At 69.5% G+C, this 16,203-nt stretch carries 14 protein-coding genes; 3 read left to right on the top strand and 11 right to left on the bottom strand.

Annotated features, from left to right (window positions below; translation table 11 throughout):
- Window positions 1-45 precede the first annotated feature (45 nt).
- Window positions 46-525 carry a hypothetical protein gene (locus QM621_RS04410; RefSeq protein ID WP_414989147.1) on the top strand — a complete coding sequence of 160 codons (480 nt, stop codon included), beginning with the start codon at window positions 46-48 and terminating at the stop codon, window positions 523-525.
- Window positions 526-531: 6 nt separating this feature from the next.
- On the opposite strand, the gene QM621_RS04415 is transcribed toward QM621_RS04410, so the two are convergent.
- Both QM621_RS04415 and QM621_RS04420 read right to left on the bottom strand, forming a co-directional pair.
- Window positions 532-1,005, bottom strand: coding sequence for a universal stress protein (locus QM621_RS04415; RefSeq protein WP_414989148.1), 474 nt, complete (start codon window positions 1,003-1,005; stop codon window positions 532-534).
- Window positions 1,006-1,211: 206 nt separating this feature from the next.
- Window positions 1,212-3,500, bottom strand: coding sequence for a peptidoglycan recognition protein (locus tag QM621_RS04420; RefSeq protein ID WP_414989149.1), 2,289 nt, complete (start codon window positions 3,498-3,500; stop codon window positions 1,212-1,214).
- Between the two features lie 361 nt (window positions 3,501-3,861).
- On the opposite strand from QM621_RS04420, the gene QM621_RS04425 reads away from it, so the two are divergent.
- Together QM621_RS04425 and tsaD are read left to right on the top strand one after the other, a co-directional pair.
- On the top strand, window positions 3,862-4,617 hold the full coding sequence (locus QM621_RS04425; protein WP_414989150.1) for a lysophospholipid acyltransferase family protein: 756 nt from the start codon (window positions 3,862-3,864) through the stop codon (window positions 4,615-4,617).
- A gap of 23 nt (window positions 4,618-4,640) precedes the next feature.
- The gene (gene tsaD, locus QM621_RS04430) at window positions 4,641-5,684 is read left to right on the top strand and encodes a tRNA (adenosine(37)-N6)-threonylcarbamoyltransferase complex transferase subunit TsaD (protein WP_414989151.1); all 1,044 of its coding nucleotides are present in this window, start codon (window positions 4,641-4,643) and stop codon (window positions 5,682-5,684) included.
- 21 nt (window positions 5,685-5,705) lie between these two features.
- On the opposite strand, the gene QM621_RS04435 is transcribed toward tsaD, so the two are convergent.
- The 9 genes from QM621_RS04435 to QM621_RS04475 all read right to left on the bottom strand — a co-directional run bounded on the left by QM621_RS04435 (window position 5,706) and on the right by QM621_RS04475 (window position 16,132).
- Window positions 5,706-6,263, bottom strand: coding sequence for a Uma2 family endonuclease (locus QM621_RS04435; RefSeq protein ID WP_414989152.1), 558 nt, complete (start codon window positions 6,261-6,263; stop codon window positions 5,706-5,708).
- A 109-nt stretch (window positions 6,264-6,372) separates the two neighbouring features.
- Window positions 6,373-7,122, bottom strand: coding sequence for an enoyl-CoA hydratase-related protein (locus QM621_RS04440; protein ID WP_414989153.1), 750 nt, complete (start codon window positions 7,120-7,122; stop codon window positions 6,373-6,375).
- Window positions 7,123-7,132: 10 nt separating this feature from the next.
- Window positions 7,133-8,302, bottom strand: a complete 1,170-nt coding sequence (locus tag QM621_RS04445; RefSeq protein WP_414989154.1) for an acyl-CoA dehydrogenase family protein — start codon at window positions 8,300-8,302, stop codon at window positions 7,133-7,135.
- Window positions 8,299-10,197: an acetyl/propionyl/methylcrotonyl-CoA carboxylase subunit alpha gene (locus QM621_RS04450; RefSeq protein ID WP_414989155.1), complete on the bottom strand. Its 1,899-nt coding sequence runs from the start codon at window positions 10,195-10,197 to the stop codon at window positions 8,299-8,301. The genes QM621_RS04445 and QM621_RS04450 overlap by 4 nt, the downstream gene beginning before the upstream one ends.
- A complete protein-coding gene (locus tag QM621_RS04455) occupies window positions 10,194-11,780 on the bottom strand; it encodes an acyl-CoA carboxylase subunit beta (RefSeq protein WP_414989156.1) in 1,587 nt (528 codons plus the stop codon). Before QM621_RS04455 ends, QM621_RS04450 begins: the two co-directional genes overlap by 4 nt.
- Before the next feature lie 10 nt (window positions 11,781-11,790).
- Window positions 11,791-12,957: an acyl-CoA dehydrogenase family protein gene (locus QM621_RS04460; RefSeq protein WP_414989157.1), complete on the bottom strand. Its 1,167-nt coding sequence runs from the start codon at window positions 12,955-12,957 to the stop codon at window positions 11,791-11,793.
- Window positions 12,954-14,678 carry an acyclic terpene utilization AtuA family protein gene (locus tag QM621_RS04465; RefSeq protein WP_414989158.1) on the bottom strand — a complete coding sequence of 575 codons (1,725 nt, stop codon included), beginning with the start codon at window positions 14,676-14,678 and terminating at the stop codon, window positions 12,954-12,956. Before QM621_RS04465 ends, QM621_RS04460 begins: the two co-directional genes overlap by 4 nt.
- Before the next feature lie 52 nt (window positions 14,679-14,730).
- Window positions 14,731-15,525: a TIGR03084 family metal-binding protein gene (locus QM621_RS04470; RefSeq protein ID WP_414989159.1), complete on the bottom strand. Its 795-nt coding sequence runs from the start codon at window positions 15,523-15,525 to the stop codon at window positions 14,731-14,733.
- Window position 15,526: 1 nt separating this feature from the next.
- Window positions 15,527-16,132 carry a TetR family transcriptional regulator gene (locus QM621_RS04475; protein WP_414989160.1) on the bottom strand — a complete coding sequence of 202 codons (606 nt, stop codon included), beginning with the start codon at window positions 16,130-16,132 and terminating at the stop codon, window positions 15,527-15,529.
- Window positions 16,133-16,203 lie beyond the last annotated feature (71 nt).

The following is a 16,203-nucleotide window of genomic DNA, read 5'->3' on the forward strand; positions in this document are numbered from 1 at the left end:
CGTCCGCACTGTTCTCCAAGCGGCTCGCAGACCGACAATCTGGCTATGAGACTCCTGCGCGCGACCGCCCTCCCGACGCTCCTGCTGACCTTGCTCGCCAGTTGCGGCGGCTCCGACTCCGGCTCCGGTGATTCCGGGAACGACAACGCCTCGGACGGCGGGGTGTCCTGCGGCGAGGTGACCACCGGCGGCTGGGAGTTGTTCACCGAGCCCCGGCTGACGTACACGCCCGACGAGGAGGTCGTCTCGCTCGCCGAGGAGGGCGACGTCCTGGAGTTCACCGACGCCGAGTACACGCCCGACACCACCTACACCTACGAGTGGGCGTACGTCGACGACGGCCAGGCTTTCACCAACGGCGGCAGCCCGTTCTTCGACAGCGAGGGCGGCGTGTTCCGGGTGGAGGGTCCGCTCGCGCCGATGGGCGTCGACGGCGGACCCTACGCGGGCGTCGTCTCGGTGACCGCGACGGACAGCGCCGGGTCCACGCACCTGGGCAACGTCTGCGTGGAACTGGCCGAGTGAGCGGCGTCAGTCGGAGGTGAGATCGCCGCGCTCCCGGCTGACCAGCACCGGGCAGTGGGCGTGACGGACGATCTGCTCGCTCACCGATCCGAGCAGCAGCCCCTTGAAGCCGCCGAGACCCCGGCTGCCGACGACCACCAAGCCGGCGTTCTCGGAGGCGTCGACGATGGTGGAGACGGCGTTGCCCTGGACGACGGTCGCGGTGATCGTGACGCCGGGGTAGTCGGCGCGCACGACGTCGGCGTGGCTGTTCAGCTCGGCGAGCGTCGCGGCCTCGAACTCGTCGATGGGCGGCACGTAGCCGAACTCCTTGGTGGTCGGCTGCGGCGCGGTGCTGAGGCTCCACGCGCGCGCGACGGTGACCGGCAGACCGAGCGCCTGGGCGTACCCCGCCGCCACCCGCAGCGCCTCCTGCGAATGCTGGGAGCCGTCATGGGCGACCAGGACCCCGCCGTCGATCTCGATCCGCTTGTTCGTCATGTCCTCACGGTAGCGGCTACCCGCTCAGCCCCCAGGGAGGCGACACGGCGGTTCAACCGCCTCGCCGACTTCCCTGGAACCATCGGCAGACAAAGCAAACAGCCCACTCCCCGAACACATCCGCTCGGCCTTGGAGCGGAAAACGCTCCGACCCGCCCGAGAGGATTGGGAAAGGCCCAACTCCCGCATGAATGGAATGTGAATTTCTACGTAATCGGTTCACCGACGGAATAGTAATCTTTGAATTCTGCGGAAACTTGCTCGATTTTCGGCTCTCGCCCTCCATTGCTTCGCAGCAGACTCTGATACGAAGTCACATGCTGAATGGTTCGGCCATCCGTCCGATAGACTTCCGGCTCCGTACCAAAACGAATATATGAACCAACGCCGAACTCCGGGGCTCCAACTTTAAGAACCGCAGCAGTGCGATTGCTCCACACCAGAACCTTCGGCTCCGATCCGCCTGCCAACTCCAGCAAACGTGACCAGCTCCGCACGTGATGCAACTCCCCTTCCCCTACGAGATAAACGTCCGCCACACCGCGTCGTTGCACAAAAATTGGAGGAGAAACAATCCCGGAGGCGATCCGCAGCGAAGTACAGGGCACATTGGCCATTGCGGAGGGCGTCAAACCAGTCGAATCCCATCCTGAAACAGGATTCAACAACCCACTACCAATAATATAGGAAGTTCCTCCGCAGGAAACCGCCGGCTGAAGGCCCTGAGCGGCCTTGGAATTCCGTGCCAGTTCACCATCCGCAACTGTCACTAATCTGGTGGCACCGAGATCCGCAGCCATATCGAACGAAGGAATATGCACCAGATGAGAATCAGTGGCGCCCAAGTAAACCGACGGAGACGACCGCTCTTTAAACAGAACACCCGGCTCAAGAATTGCCGCGCCCAACTGATAGCGCGAAGCCCCGGAAGCAGACATCCGGGCAGCATAGGTAGAACCGCCTCGAACCGAAGCCCAGGCATTGAGCGTGGTGATCGGGCGTCGGGTCTGACCCTCAATCAGGTTCAGCGCACTGGAATTCTCGATCGCGAAAATCCGGCCAACCTCGGCACCGGTGGAAAATGACTGCAGTTGAGCAGTGTTGAGCGGCAGATAAGAATTGAGAGAATAACCATAACTCGCAACCAACTCAGCGCTTGGGAATCGATGCTTCGTCCCGTCAGACTGCAAGAGGTACAAGGTCTGAGTCTGCTGATCACGAACATAACGCGAAGCCTGCACACCGCTCGGGTAAGCACTCAGCTGCGTGCCGCTCATCGTCTGGATGCCACCGAACCGTGACGCCAAGACAGCGAGCTCAGATCCGTCGATCACATGATACTTCGTCCCGTTGGCCAATAAATAAACCTTAGGATCGTTCGCGGACTTGACGAGGCCGACTCCGCCGTTTGCCATCGCCGCCTGCACCTGGTCGCGCAAACCACCCGCCGCGTTCATCCAGTTGATGACTTGCGTTCCCGGACACGCGGTCGCCTGGACGCGATAGTGGCCGTCGATACGGTTCAGCGTCACACCGCCGACACTGTAGGTACCGATAGCGGGGATGCCGTGGATCGAGTGCTTCCACGCGATGAGACGGACCAGCGCGTCCTTCATCGCCTGCGAGGGCGCGTCGTTCACGAACGTGCCCATGAGCGAGACGCCCGTGGTGTTGAGGTTGACGTCGAAATTCCCCGCGTGGGCACCCCGAGGGATCTTGGTGATCCCTCCGGCGCGTCCCTCGAATATCTGCCCGTAAGCGTCGACGAGGAAGTTGTAGCCGATGTCGCACCAGCCCTGGCCGTCCATGTGGTAGGCCTGGATCGAGCGGACGATGCCCGCCGACTGCGCGGCGGTGTACGAGTTCGAGCCGGCGGTGTGGTGGACGATCGTTCCGTAAGCGCTGCCGTACTGCGGGGCGCTACACGTCGTGGACGCTCGCGCGCCCCAGGAACTCCGCGAGATGATGCCCGGCTGCGACACAGCCGCCTGGGTGAGGGTCGGGCCCTCGCCGGAGTCGACCGTCACCAGCGTCAACCCCTCCGGGTTGACCTCGCCGGTGGCCACGACGCGCGCCTCGGCGGCGTCCGACGGGCCGATCCACTTCGGGGCCGTCCCCGGGACGCCGCCCTCGGCCTCGGCGGTCTCCGGCTCCAACAGCGTCCAGTCCGACCACACGCCCTCCTGGCGCCAGCGGACCTGGACCTCGGAGTTCTCCGGGGTCAGCCCGCCGGTCCAGGTGACACCCAACAGCTCGAAGGTCGGCACCTCGTCGGGCTCGATCTCCGCGACCACCTTGCCCTCGTCGATCCGCGGAGCCTCCGGGTCGACCGCGTCGACCTCTGCGGCGTCGTCAGGGGTGTAATCCGACTGCTCCTCGACCGGCAGCACCTCGAAATCCCGTCGGTCCAAGCTCGCGGGCGTGCCCGTGGCGTCTTCCGACCACGGCGCGGTCAGCCCCACCACCACGAGCAGACCGGCGACCAGCACACCCATGACCAGCAGGGGGACCGCCTTCAGCAGAGGAGAGACCCGTCGCGACGAGGAACGTCGGTGGTGCGACTTCCGAGCGAACATAACCGTGACTCCATCCGGCCGTGACGCCGAGGACCGACCTCGCGTACCCCTACACGCTACACACCGCACGCTCGCCGGCCAACCCTGCGCCGTGGAACGGCACGGCACACGCCGTCAGGACCCCGCCCGAAATCCCTCGGCGACCCTGAGGAACATCCCTGCTCGGATAAGAAAGCGCCTCGTGACCGCCTGCGGCCGCACCACCGTCGGCGCCGCCCAGTCGACACTTTGGGGCTCCGTGACGTCGCCGCAGAGCACACGTGTGCATTAGGATCTTCCCATGCGCGACATCACGTATCCGCCGGTCATCGTCACGGCCAAAACCCTGTTCAAGCTGTCGGGGATGAAGTTCCAGATGTCGGGCACCGAGCACATCCCGCGCACGGGCGGGGCGGTGCTCGCGGCGAACCACATCGGCTACGTCGACTTCGTCTTCGACGGCCTGGCCGCGCAGCCGAGCAAGCGGCTGGTGCGGTTCATGGCGAAGAAGGAGGCCTTCGAGGGCGCCACCGGCAAGCTCATGCGCTCCTTCCACCACATCCCGGTCGACCGGGCGCAGGGCGAGGCGTCCTACAACATGGCGGTCGACTATCTCCGCGACGGCGAGGTCGTCGGCATCTTCCCCGAGGCGACGATCAGCCGCTCGATGGAGATCAAGGAGCTCAAGACCGGCGCGGTGCGCATGGCCGCCGAGGCGGGCGTCCCGCTGATCCCGATGGTCACCTGGGGCACCCAGCTGCTCAAGACCAAGGACCACCCGTCCGACTTCACGAGCCGCGGCCGCACCGTCGCGCTGCACGTCGGCGCGCCGCTGGAGGTCACCGGCGAGGACCCGGTCGCCGAGACCCAGAAGCTGCGCGAGGCGATGGCCCGCCTGCTCGACAAGGCGATCACCGAGTACCCGGTCAGCCCGGAGGGCCAGTGGTGGGCCCCCGCCCGCCACGGCGGCACGGCCCCCACCCCGGAGGAGGCGGCCCGCCTCGACGCCGAGGAGCTGGCCGCCCGCGCCGCCCGCCGCGCCGAACGCCAGGACTGACCGCGCCTGAGAGGATGGGGCGCGTGAGCGAACCCATCGTCCTCGGCGTCGAGTCCTCGTGCGACGAGACGGGCGTCGGCGTCGTGCGCGGGACGGAGCTGCTGGCCCACGTCGTCGCGTCCAGCATGGACGAGCACGTCCGCTTCGGCGGCATCGTGCCGGAGGTCGCCAGCCGCGCCCACCTGGAGGCCTTCGTCCCGACGCTGGACGGCGCGCTCGCCGAGGCCGGGCTGACCATGGCCGACGTCGACGCCCTCGCCGTCACCAGCGGCCCCGGGCTCACCGGCGCGCTGCTCGTCGGACTGGCCGGGGCGAAGGCCCTGTCGGTCGCCCACGGCCTCCCCCTGTTCGGCGTCAACCACCTCGCCGCGCACGTCGCGGTCGACCAGTTGGAGCACGGCCGCCTCGACCGACGGGTCGTGGCGCTGCTGGCCAGCGGCGGGCACTCCGAGATCCTGCTCGTCGACGACATCGCCGCCGACATCACCCTGCTCGGCCAGACCATCGACGACGCCGCCGGCGAGGCCTTCGACAAGGTCGCCCGACTGCTCGGCCTGCCCTACCCGGGCGGCCCGCACATCGACCGCGTCGCGGCCGACGGCGACCCCTCCGCGGTCGCCTTCCCCCGCGGCCTGACCGCCGCCCGCGACCGGGAGAAGCACCGCTGGAACTTCTCCTTCTCCGGCCTCAAGAGCGCGGTCGCCCGCCATGCGCAGCGCGAGCGGTTGGCCGGACGCGAGCCGGCCGTCGCCGACGTCGCGGCGAGCTTCCAGGACGCCGTCTGCGACGTGCTCACCGCGAAAGCCGTCGAGGCCTGCCGCGAGCACGACGTCGACACCCTCGTCATCGGCGGCGGCGTCGCGGCCAACTCCCGGCTGCGCCGGTACGCCGAACAGCGCTGCGCCGACGCCGGCCTGGAACTGCGCGTCCCCCGCCTCGGCCTGTGCACCGACAACGGCGCGATGGTCGCCGCGCTCGGCGCCGAGGTCGTACGCCGCGGCCTGACCCCCTCGGCCCTCGACCTGCGCGCCGACTCCAACCTCCCCGTCACCCACATCGTCGCCTGAAGTCTTTCGAGGCGGAAGATGTCAGCGCTTCAGCTCACCCGGCGTGATCGTGACCTCGAAAGGTTGCTGCGCAGTCCAGGTCTCATCGGCGCCGACCTCCGCCACCACCGAGTACACACCCTCGCCCAGCTCGTACGCCGTGAGACGTAGCGACTCCGGGTCGACGATCCAGTACGACGCGATGCCGGCCCGCTCATAACGAGCCTTCTTGACGTTCAGGTCGAGAATGGCGGTGCCGGGCGACAGCACCTCCACCGCGAGGAGCGGCGCCTCGGGCAGGTTGACCTCGGAGAACGCCTCGCGAGGGGCCACGAGGACATCGGGCTGCGCCACCGTGTCATCGTCCAGCACCACATCGAGCGGCGCCACATGGACTGCCAGATGATCCGGAGCAGCCGCGTCGAGCAACTGCCACAGCCGAACAACGACCTCCTGGTGGACCGGACGAGGCGCGGGGCTCACGACCAGCGCTCCGTCGATGAGCTCATAGCGACGACCGTCATCGGGCAACGCCTCCAGGTCGGCGACCTTCCAACTCCCCCGCACCTGGAGTGTTTCGACCACCGGCAACGTCTCCATGACACTCATGGTGCCTCACTTCCCCGAGAATCGACATGCCCACGAGCATGATCGGCGCTCACGAAGGCGTCAAAGGCGTTGTCCACAGTTACCTGGAAGCATCGACGCATCAGCCCTTCGGGCGGGAGAGGAACGCCATGATGGCCTCGCGGGCCTCGTCGCTTGCGAATAAACGCGCCGACTGGGCGGCGACGTCCTCGCCGAGGGTGTCGATGCGGGCGACGAGATCGTGGTTGAGCAGCAGCTTCGTCTCGCGGAAACCCTGCGGATAGCCCTGGGCGAGGTCGGCCAGCAGGTCGGCGAGCGCCGTCTCCAGCTCCTCGTCGGGGACCGCCCGGGTGACCAGGCCCGCAGCCACCGCCTCGGCGGCGCTGAACTTGCGGCCCGTCAAGAACAGGTCGGCGGCGGTGCGCGAGCTGAACCGCTCCAGCAGGGTCAGCGAGATGATCGCCGGGGCGACCGCGAGGCGCACCTCGGTCAGCGCGAAGTTGACCGACTCCGCCGCCAGCACGACGTCGGCCGCGCCGACGATGCCGAGCCCGCCCGCCCGGACCGGGCCGCCGAGCACCACGACCACCGGCTTCGGCGCCGTCGCGATCTGCCGCTGCAGCCCGACCATCGCGCGCGCGCCCTCGGTCGGATCGGTCGTTGCCGCCTCCGACAGGTCCGCGCCCGAGCAGAACACCCGGTGCGCCGACCGCAGCACGACCACCTTCGCGGCGTCGTCGGCGACGGCCGTGTCGAGGTGGCCGATCAGCTCGGTCACCAACTGGCGGCTCAGCGCGTTGCGGTTGTGCTCGCTGTCGAGCGTGATGGTCGCGACGCCGTCGGCGGTGTCCAGATGGACGAGTTCGGTCATCGTCGCCCCCTCAGTACGACTTGGGCAGGCCCAGGGAGAACTGGGCGACGAAGTTGAGCACCATCTCGCGGCTGACCGGTGCGATCCGGCCGAGACGCGTGGAAGCGAGCATGTCGACCAGTTGGTACTCGCGGGCCAGGCCGTTGCCGCCGTGCGTCTGGATCGCCTGGTCGACGGCCTTCACCGACACCTCGCCGGCCGCGTACTTGGCGATGTTGGCCGCCTCGCCCGCGCCCATGTGGTCGCCGACGGCGTGCAGCGCGGCCGCCTTCTGCGTCATCAGCCGCGCCATCTCGATCTCCATGTGGATCTCGGCGAGCGGGTGCGCGATGGCCTGGTGCGCGCCGATCGGCGTGTCCTTGAAGACCTTGCGCTCCTTGGCGTAGGCGACCGCCCGCTGCACCGCGAGCCGCGCCGACCCGAGCGCCATCGACGCGCCCATGATGCGCTCGGGGATGAGGCCCGCGAACAGCTGCGCGATGGCGGCGTCCTCGCTGCCGACCAGCGCGTCGTAGGGCAGCACGACGTCGTCGAGGAACAGCGTGAACTGCTTCTCCGGGATGACCAGGCCCATGTCGATCTCGGTCTTCACCAGGCCCGGGGCGTCGGTCGGCACCATGAACAGCGCGGGCTTGAGACTCCCGGTCTTGGCGTCCTCGGTGCGCGAGACGATGAGGATGTGGCTGGCCTCGTCGACGCCGGAGATGAAGGTCTTATTGCCCTTCAACCGCCAGCCGCCGTCCTCGGTGCGGTAGGCCGTCGTGACGATCTTGTGCGAGTTCGACCCGGCGTCGGCCTCGGTGATGCCGAAGGCGTACTTGGCCGTGCCGCTCGCGACGCCCGGCAGCCACCGCTGCTTCTGGTCGTCGGTGCCGAACTCGGCGATGATCGTGCCGACGATGGCCGGGGAGACGACCATCATGAGCAGCGGCGCGCCCGCGGCGGCCATCTCCTCCAGCACCGCGGCGAGGTCGCCGAGGTCGCCCCCGCCTCCCCCGTACTCCTCGGGCAGGTTGACGCCGAGGTAGCCGTTCTTCGCGGCGGCGTCCCACAGCTCGGTCGTCTTCTCGCCCGCGTGCGCGGCCTTGAGGAAGTAGTCCGAGCCGTAGCCCTGGGTGAACTCGAAGACGGCCTTGCGGAGCTCACGGCGCTCCTCGGACTCGATGAACGCGTTGGTCATGCGGGGCCTCCTTCCGCGTTGATGACGGCGAGCACGGCGCCGGTCTCCACTTGTTGTCCCGCGCTGACGGCGAGCTCGCTGACCACGCCGTCGGTCGGCGCGGCGATGGTGTGCTGCATCTTCATGGCCTCCAGGACGACGACCGTGTCGCCCTTGGCCACCTGCTGTCCGGCCTCGACCGCGACGCTGACGACCGAGGCGGGCATCGGCGCGAGCAGCGAGCCCTCGGCGACCACGTCGGCCGGGTCGACGAAGGTCGGCACGACGGCGAGGTCGAGGGAGCCGTGCGGCCCGTCGACGTCGACGTGGTCGTCGCTGATCGCGACCTCGTAGGTCTCGCGGATCCCGTCGACCGCGAGGACGACCCGGTCGGCCTCGGCCGAGACGACCTCGGCGATCTCACTGGTCAGGCCCCGGACCGAACCGGAGTAGCTCGCCTCGACCTCCTCGCCGCCGACCGTGTACCGGCGGACGCGCGGCTGGCTCGGGACGTTGCGGAAGGCCGTCGGGATGCGGCCCGACACCGACCGCGCCTGGGCGAGCGCGGCGGCCAGCACCAGGCGGTCGCGCTGCTCGGTCGTGAGCGGCGGGGCGGTCCAGTCGTCGATCCGCTCGCCGAGCAGCGCCGTGTGCACGTTCCCCGCGACGAACTCGTCGTCAGCCAGCACGCCGCGCAACAGGTCGCGGTTGGTGACGAGGCCGTGCAGGCGGGTGCGGCGCAGGGCGTCGTCGAGCACACGGATCGCCTGGTGGCGGTCCTCGGCGTAGGCGACGACCTTGGCGATCATCGGGTCGTAGAAGTGCGACACGACCGAGCCGGACTCGACGGCCGAGTCGACGCGCACCGTGTCAGGCGTCTCGAAGGTCCGCAGCACGCCGGTCTGGGGCGACCAGTCGTCGGCGGCGTCCTCGGCGTAGAGGCGCACCTCGATGGCGTGCCCGAACGGAACGCCCGGGTCGTCGCCCAGCTCGCGGCCCTCGGCCACGGCGATCTGCGCCTCGACCAGGTCGACGCCGAAGACCTCCTCGGTCACCGGGTGCTCGACCTGCAGGCGCGTGTTCATCTCCAGGAAGAACGGACGGTCGCCGTCGACCAGGAACTCCACCGTGCCCGCGCCGACATAGTCGACCGCCTGGGCGGCGTTCCGGGCGGCGGTGTGCAGGGCCTCGCGCGTCGCCTCGGAGAGGTTCGGCGCGGGGGCCTCCTCGACCACCTTCTGATGGCGGCGCTGGATCGAGCAGTCGCGGTCGCCGAGGATCCAGACCGTGCCGTGGGTGTCGGCGACGACCTGCACCTCGACGTGGCGCGCGGTCGGCAGGTAGGGCTCGACGAAGACCGTGCCGTCGCCGAAGGCCGACTCGGCCTCCGAGCGGGCGGCGGCCAGCTCGCGCTCCAGGTCGTCGGCGCTCTCGACCACGCGCATGCCGCGTCCGCCGCCGCCGGCGGACGCCTTGACGAGCAGCGGGAAATCGTCAGGCTTCGCGGCGGCCGGGTCGACCTCCAGGATCGGCACGCCCGCCTCGGCCATCAGCTCCTTGGCGCGGATCTTGCTGCCCATCGCCTCGATCGACTCCGGGGTCGGACCGATCCACGTGAGACCGGCCTCGACCACCTGACGCGCGAAGTCGGCGTTCTCCGACAGGAAGCCGTAGCCGGGGTGGATGGCGTCGGCGCCCGCGGCCTTCGCGGCGGCGATCACGAGGTCGCCGCGCAGGTACGTCTCGGCGGCGGTGTTGCCCGGCAGCGGGACCGCGACGTCGGCCTCACGCGCGTGGGGCGCGTCCGCGTCCGCGTCGGAGTACACCGCGACCGTGCGGATGCCGAGCTCCCGGCAGGTGCGGAAGACCCGCCGCGCGATCTCGCCACGATTGGCGACCAGAACAGAACGGATCATCGGAAGACTCCATATCCCTCGGCGCCCTGGACGGGGGCGGTGTGGATGGCCGACAGGCAGATGCCGAGGATCGCGCGGGTGTCGCGCGGGTCGATCACGCCGTCGTCGTACAGCAGGCCCGAGGTGAAGTAGGCCAGCGACTGCGCCTCGATCTGGTCCTCGATCATGCGCTTGATCGGCGCGAACTCCTCGTCGTTGAAGGGCTGCCCCTTCGACTCGGCCGACTGCTTGGCGACGATCTCCACGACCCCCGCCAACTGCGCCGGACCCATGACCGCCGACTTCGCGTTGGCCCAGCTGAACATGAAGCGCGGGTCGTAGGCGCGCCCGCTCATGCCGTAGTGGCCCGCGCCGTAGGAGCCGCCGATGACGACCGACAGGTGCGGCACCGTCGAGTTCGAGACGGCGTTGATCATGCGCGCGCCGTGCTTGATGATGCCGCCCTGCTCGTACTGCGCGCCGACCATGTAGCCGGTCGTGTTGTGCAGGAACAGCAGCGGTGTGTCGCTCTGGTTGGCGAGCTGGATGAACTGCGCGCCCTTCTCGGCCTCCTCGCTGAACAGCACGCCCTGCGCGTTGGCGAGGATGCCGATCGGGTGGCCGTGCAGCTCGGCGAAACCGGTGACGAGGCTGGACCCGTACAGCGGCTTGAACTCGTCGAACTCCGAGCCGTCGACGATCCGGGCGATCACCTCGCGCGGGTCGAAGGGGATCTTGAGGTCGGTCGGGGTGATGCCGAGCAGCTCCTCGACGTCGTAGGCCGGCTCGGCGTAGTCGGTCCGCACCGCGGGTCCGGCCTTGCGGTGGTTGAGACGGCGCACGATCTGACGGCCGAGACGGATCGCGTCGTACTCGTCGACGGCGAGGTAGTCGGCCAGGCCCGAGGTGCGCGCGTGCATCTCCGCGCCGCCCAGCGACTCGTCGTCGGACTCCTCGCCGGTCGCCATCTTGACCAGCGGCGGGCCGCCGAGGAACACCTTCGCGCCCTCTTTGACCATGACCACGTAGTCGCTCATGCCGGGGATGTACGCGCCGCCGGCGGTCGAGTTGCCGAAGACGAGCGAGACCGACGGGATGCGGTCGGCGCTGGCCCGGGTGATGTCGCGGAACATGCGACCGCCCGGGATGAAGATGTCTTTTTGCGTCTGGAGGTCGGCGCCGCCGGACTCCACCAGGCTCACCGTCGGCAGCTTGTTCTCGGCGGCGATCTGCGAGGCGCGGAAGCTCTTGCGCAGCGTGTACGGATTCGACGCGCCGCCCTTCACCGTCGGGTCGTTGGCGACGATCATGCACTCGACGCCCTCGACCACGCCGATACCGGTGACGAGCGAGCCGCCGACGTTGAACTCGGTGCCCCAGCCGGCCAGCGTGGACAGCTCCAGGAAGGGGGAGTCGGGGTCGAGCAGCAGCTCGATCCGCTCGCGGGCGCCGAGCTTGCCGCGGTCGTGGTGGCGCTTGACGTACTTCTCACCGCCTCCGGCGAGCGCCTTCGCGTGCTCCTCGGCGAGCGAGGCGACGCGTTCGAGCATCGCCTCCCGGTTGGCCGCGTAGGTCGCGGACGAGGTGTCGATGGCTGTCTTCACGGTGTTCCTCTCACAGACCCATGAGTTTCGCGGCGAGGTCGCGCATGACCTCGTTGGCTCCGCCGCCGATGCCGAGGATGCGGACGTCGCGGTAGTGGCGCTCGACCTCGGTCTCGCGCATGTAGCCCATGCCGCCGAAGATCTGGACCGCCTCGTGCGCGACGTGCTCGGCGCAGGCGATGGCCTGGTCCTTGGCGATCACGGCGTCGAGGATCATCGACGGATCGGACTTCGTGGTGGTCAGCGAGCGCTCGACGGCCTGGCGGGTCAGCGCCCGGGCGGCGGCGATCCGCGCGTGCATGTCGACCAGCTTGTGCCGGATCACCTGGCGGGTCGACAACGGACGCCCGAAGGTGTCGCGGTCCTTGGCGTAGGCGACGGCGAGGTCGAGGCAGCGCTGCGCGGTGGCGTAGCCGGTGACGGCGAGGCTCAGCCGCTCGGCGACGAACTGCTGTGCGATCTGGTAGAAGCCGCTGTTCTCCTCGCCGACGAGGTTCGTGGCCGGCACCCGCACGTTGTCGAAGGCCAGCTCGGCGGTGTCGGAGCAGTGCCAGCCCATCTTGCGCAGGCTGCGGCTGACGGTGAAGCCGGGCGTGCCTTTGTCGATGACGAGCAGGCTGATGCCGCCGTGCCCGGCCTCCCCGGTACGCACGGCCGTGGTGACGAAGTCGGCGCGGACGCCGGAGGTGATGAACATCTTCGCGCCGTTGACGATGTAGTCGTCGCCGTCGCGCACCGCGCGGGTGCGGATGCCGGCGACGTCGGAGCCGCCGCCGGGCTCGGTGACGGCGAGCGAGCCGATCTTCTCCCCGGCGAGCGTCGGGCGGACGTAGCGGTCGATCAGATCGGGGTTGCCTCCCCCGGATCGGACGCTGTCGATGATGTGCGGCACGGCGATCGAGTGGGTGAACAGACTCGCCTGCACGCCCCCGGAGGCGCCCGCCAAGAGCATCGCCTCGGCCGCCACATAGGCGTCCACGAGGTCGCCGCCGGCGCCACCGGCCTCCTCGGGGAAGCCGATGCCCAGGAATCCGGCGTCGGCGGTCTTCTGATGGAGTTCGCGCGGCAGGATGCCGTCGTCCTCCCACTGGTCGAGGTGCGGGACGATCTCGGCCTTGGTGAAGTCGGTGACGGCCTGGCGCAAGGCCTGCCGTTCGGGGGTGGTCCAGGGGCTCATGCGCTCTCCAAAAGTTCGACGGGGATGTCGACGACGCGGGCGCGCAGCCACTCGCCGACGGCTTTGGCCTGCGGGTCGAGCCGGGTCGACGACGCAACCCCCTCGCCGAGCAGGCCGTGGATGACGATGTTGACGCCCGCGAGGTTGGGCAGCGGGTAGACGTCGACGTCGAGTTCGGCGGCCTCCGGCAACAGCTCGCGCACCCGCTCGGGCGTCAGCTCGGCGGCCAGCCAGGCGAAGGCCTCGGCGCGGCGCGGGTGGTCGGCCGGGACCCACACCCCCACGTTCGCGTTGCCGCCCTTGTCCCCCGACCGCGCGTGCGCCAGCTCCCCCAGCGCCACGGCTCGCGTCTCTCCCAGATTTGCTGACTTATCCACCGTTTCCTCCGCCTCATTCGGTGGACTACTCAGCAAATCTGGCGAGAACGGGACCATGGAAGAAGGTGGGGGGATGTCGAGGCGGGAGCCGTCGGGGAGGACGACGACGTGCGGGACCTCGGCCTGCGGCAGGTAGTCGGGACGGTAGACGCCGTAGGGGGTGCCCTTCGTGGGCATCGCCGTCAGATAGAAGCCCGGGTACGACGCCAGCGCGATCTGGACCGCGGCGTCGCTGAAGTTCCGCCCCACCGGATCGGGCTGGGCGCTGCGGACGTGGCAGTGCAGGACCGACGTGCCGTGCGCCTGGGTGACCGGGTCGGCGACCGCGGTGTCGTCGAAGCGCCAGACCACCTCGTCGGGCGGGTCCACCGCCATCGCCGCCTCCAACTGCGCCCGCGCCCACGCCGCCTTCTCGGCGATGTCGAGTCCGGTCAGATAGAAGGCGACCTGGTTGCGGAAGCCGCTGAAGAAGTTGAGGCAGACCTTCGTGTCGACCGGCGCGGTCGACCCGCGCACGCCGCTGATCCGCACCCGGTCCGGACCCTCCTGGGCCAGCTCGACCGTGTCGAGGTGGGTGACGACGTCGGGGTTGGCGTAGACCTGCGTCTGGATCTCGTAGACCAACTGGGCCGTGACCGTGTCGACCGTGACCGCGCCGCCGGTCCCGGCGTGCTTGGTGATGACGCTCGACCCGTCGGCGTCGATCTCGGCGATCGGGAAGCCGAGCGGCTGGTCGGTCGGGATCGACCCGAAGCCGCTGAAGTTGCCGCCGGTGGCCTGGGTGCCGCACTCGACCACGTGTCCGGCGACGACCGCCCCCGCCAGCGCGTCGAGGTCGTCACGTCCCCAGCCGTGCGCGTGGATCGCCGGACCGACGACGACCGAGGCGTCGGTGACCCGGCCGGTGACCACGACGTCGGCGCCGGCGTCGAGCGCGGCGGCGATGCCGAAGGCTCCGAGGTAGGCGTTGGCGGTCATCGCGCCCTCGAAACGGCTCCGGACGTCGTCGCCCTCGACGTGCGCGACCGCCACCTCGATCCCCTGCTCGGCCGCGACCTCGCGCAGTTTCGCGGCCAGGCTGGCCGGGTTGAGACCGCCCGCGTTGGCGACGATGCGCACGCCCTTCTCCTGGGCGAGCGCGAGGCAGTCCGCGACCTGCCGCACGAAGGTGCGCGCGTAGCCGAGGTCGGGGTCTTTCATTTGCTGGCCGCCCAGGATGAGCATGGTCAGCTCGGCGAGGTAGTCGCCGGTGAGGTAGTCGAGGTCGCCGCCCTCCAACATCTCGCGCATGGCGGAGAGGCGGTCGCCGAGATAGCCCGAGCAGTTGCCGATGCGTGTGGTCACATCGGCATCCTGCCCGTTCGTCAACAAACAGTCAAGCTTGCTTGTTTGTTTCTCAGCCACGCTCGCTCAACGGCAAGGGGTCGTTGCCGGGCAGGCCCGCGAAGGTCTGCACGACGTTCAGCCAGTCGTCGGCCGCCTCGCCCTCGGCCCGCACGTCGACGTCGACCCGGTGCCGCCGCCGCGTGCCGAGCAGCGCGAAGCCCCAGGCGTCGCCGGTGACCCGGTTCTCGGCGTCCTCCGGCCCCCAGGTCCACAACTCCCCCGACGGCGCGGTCAGCTCGACCCGGATCTCGGCGTCGGGCGCCTCCTGGCCACGCATCAGGTACGCGAAGCCGCGCGTGCGCACCCCGAGATGGCAGACGTGCCGCACCCGGTCGGTGCGCGGCACCTCCACCCCCAGCGCCTCGGCGACGTCGTGGGCGTGCGCCCAGGTCTCCATCAGCCGCGCCGTCGCCATCGACGTGGCGCTCATCGGCGGGCCGAACCAGGCGACCTTCTCGCCCTTCGGCACCCCCGCCAGCGCGTCGGCGAGCCGCTGCCGGGAGTCGCGCCAGTGGTGCAGCATCGACTCCGGCGCGATCTCGACCAGGCGCTCGGCCTCGGAGTCGACGAAGCCGAAGGGGTCGGCCTGCGCCGTCGCGACCAGCGCCTCCCACTCCTCTCCGGCGGCGATGGCCGCGAGGCTGGCGCGGTCGGTCCACATGAGGTGGGCGATCTGGTGGGCGACGGTCCAGCCCTCCGGCGTGGTGACGACCTTCCAGCCGTCGTCGTCGAGGTCGCTCACCCACCCGTCGAGTTGGTCGCTCTCAGCGGCGAGATCGGCGAGCACGGCGTCGGCGTCGGTCATGTCAGGTCTCCAGTTCACGGTCGAGGGTGTCGGCCCAGGCGTCGAGGATCGCCGCCCGGCGCCGGCTGTCGTCGGTGAGCGAGGCCGCCAGGCCCAGCCCCCGCGCCAGATCGAGGGTCGCCTGGACGAGCTGGCGGTTGCGGCCGCGCGACTCGTCGACCCCCAGCACCTCCACGACGTAACGGTGGGCCTCGCGTCCGAAGCGACGCTCCAGCGGCACGACCGCCTCGCGCAGGGCCTCGTCGGTGCGCGCGGCGACCCACAGCTCCAGCGCCGCGAAGAAGATCCGCGAGACGTACTGCTGGGCGATCAGCTCCACGGCGGCACGGGTGCGTCCCTGCTCGGGCAGCTCGACCTCGGAGGGGGACATCGCGAAGAGCCGCTGCTCGGTCAAGAACTCGACCGCCGCGAGCACGAGGTCCTGCTTCGTCGGGAAGTGGTGCAGCTGGGCGCCCCGGCTCACCCCGGCCCGTCGGCTGACCACGGTCGTGGTGGTCCCGGTCCAGCCCAGTTCCACCAGGCAGTCGACCGTCGCCTCCATGAGGCGCTGCCGCATCAACCGCGTGCGTTCGCCCTGGGGCGTGGGGGAGCCTGAGGATTCGGACACGCACCCAGCATGGAGAACGACGGAGAAACAGTCAACCCTGCCGGTTTCCGGGTCGGCGGATCGACGCGAAC

Origin of the sequence: Aeromicrobium sp. (assembly GCF_047606445.1) — a bacterium.
Lineage (GTDB): Bacteria > Actinomycetota > Actinomycetes > Propionibacteriales > Nocardioidaceae > Aeromicrobium.

Bases quoted from the DNA above. Each gene is read 5' to 3' on its own strand.
- QM621_RS04410 (WP_414989147.1), top strand. From the start codon at position 46: ATGAGACTCCTGCGCGCGACCGCCCTCCCGACGCTCCTGCTGACCTTG.
- QM621_RS04415 (WP_414989148.1), bottom strand. From the start codon at position 1,005: ATGACGAACAAGCGGATCGAGATCGACGGCGGGGTCCTGGTCGCCCAT.
- QM621_RS04420 (WP_414989149.1), bottom strand. From the start codon at position 3,500: ATGGGTGTGCTGGTCGCCGGTCTGCTCGTGGTGGTGGGGCTGACCGCG.
- QM621_RS04425 (WP_414989150.1), top strand. From the start codon at position 3,862: ATGCGCGACATCACGTATCCGCCGGTCATCGTCACGGCCAAAACCCTG.
- QM621_RS04435 (WP_414989152.1), bottom strand. From the start codon at position 6,263: ATGGAGACGTTGCCGGTGGTCGAAACACTCCAGGTGCGGGGGAGTTGG.
- QM621_RS04440 (WP_414989153.1), bottom strand. From the start codon at position 7,122: ATGACCGAACTCGTCCATCTGGACACCGCCGACGGCGTCGCGACCATC.
- QM621_RS04445 (WP_414989154.1), bottom strand. From the start codon at position 8,302: ATGACCAACGCGTTCATCGAGTCCGAGGAGCGCCGTGAGCTCCGCAAG.
- QM621_RS04450 (WP_414989155.1), bottom strand. From the start codon at position 10,197: ATGATCCGTTCTGTTCTGGTCGCCAATCGTGGCGAGATCGCGCGGCGG.
- QM621_RS04460 (WP_414989157.1), bottom strand. From the start codon at position 12,957: ATGAGCCCCTGGACCACCCCCGAACGGCAGGCCTTGCGCCAGGCCGTC.
- QM621_RS04470 (WP_414989159.1), bottom strand. From the start codon at position 15,525: ATGACCGACGCCGACGCCGTGCTCGCCGATCTCGCCGCTGAGAGCGAC.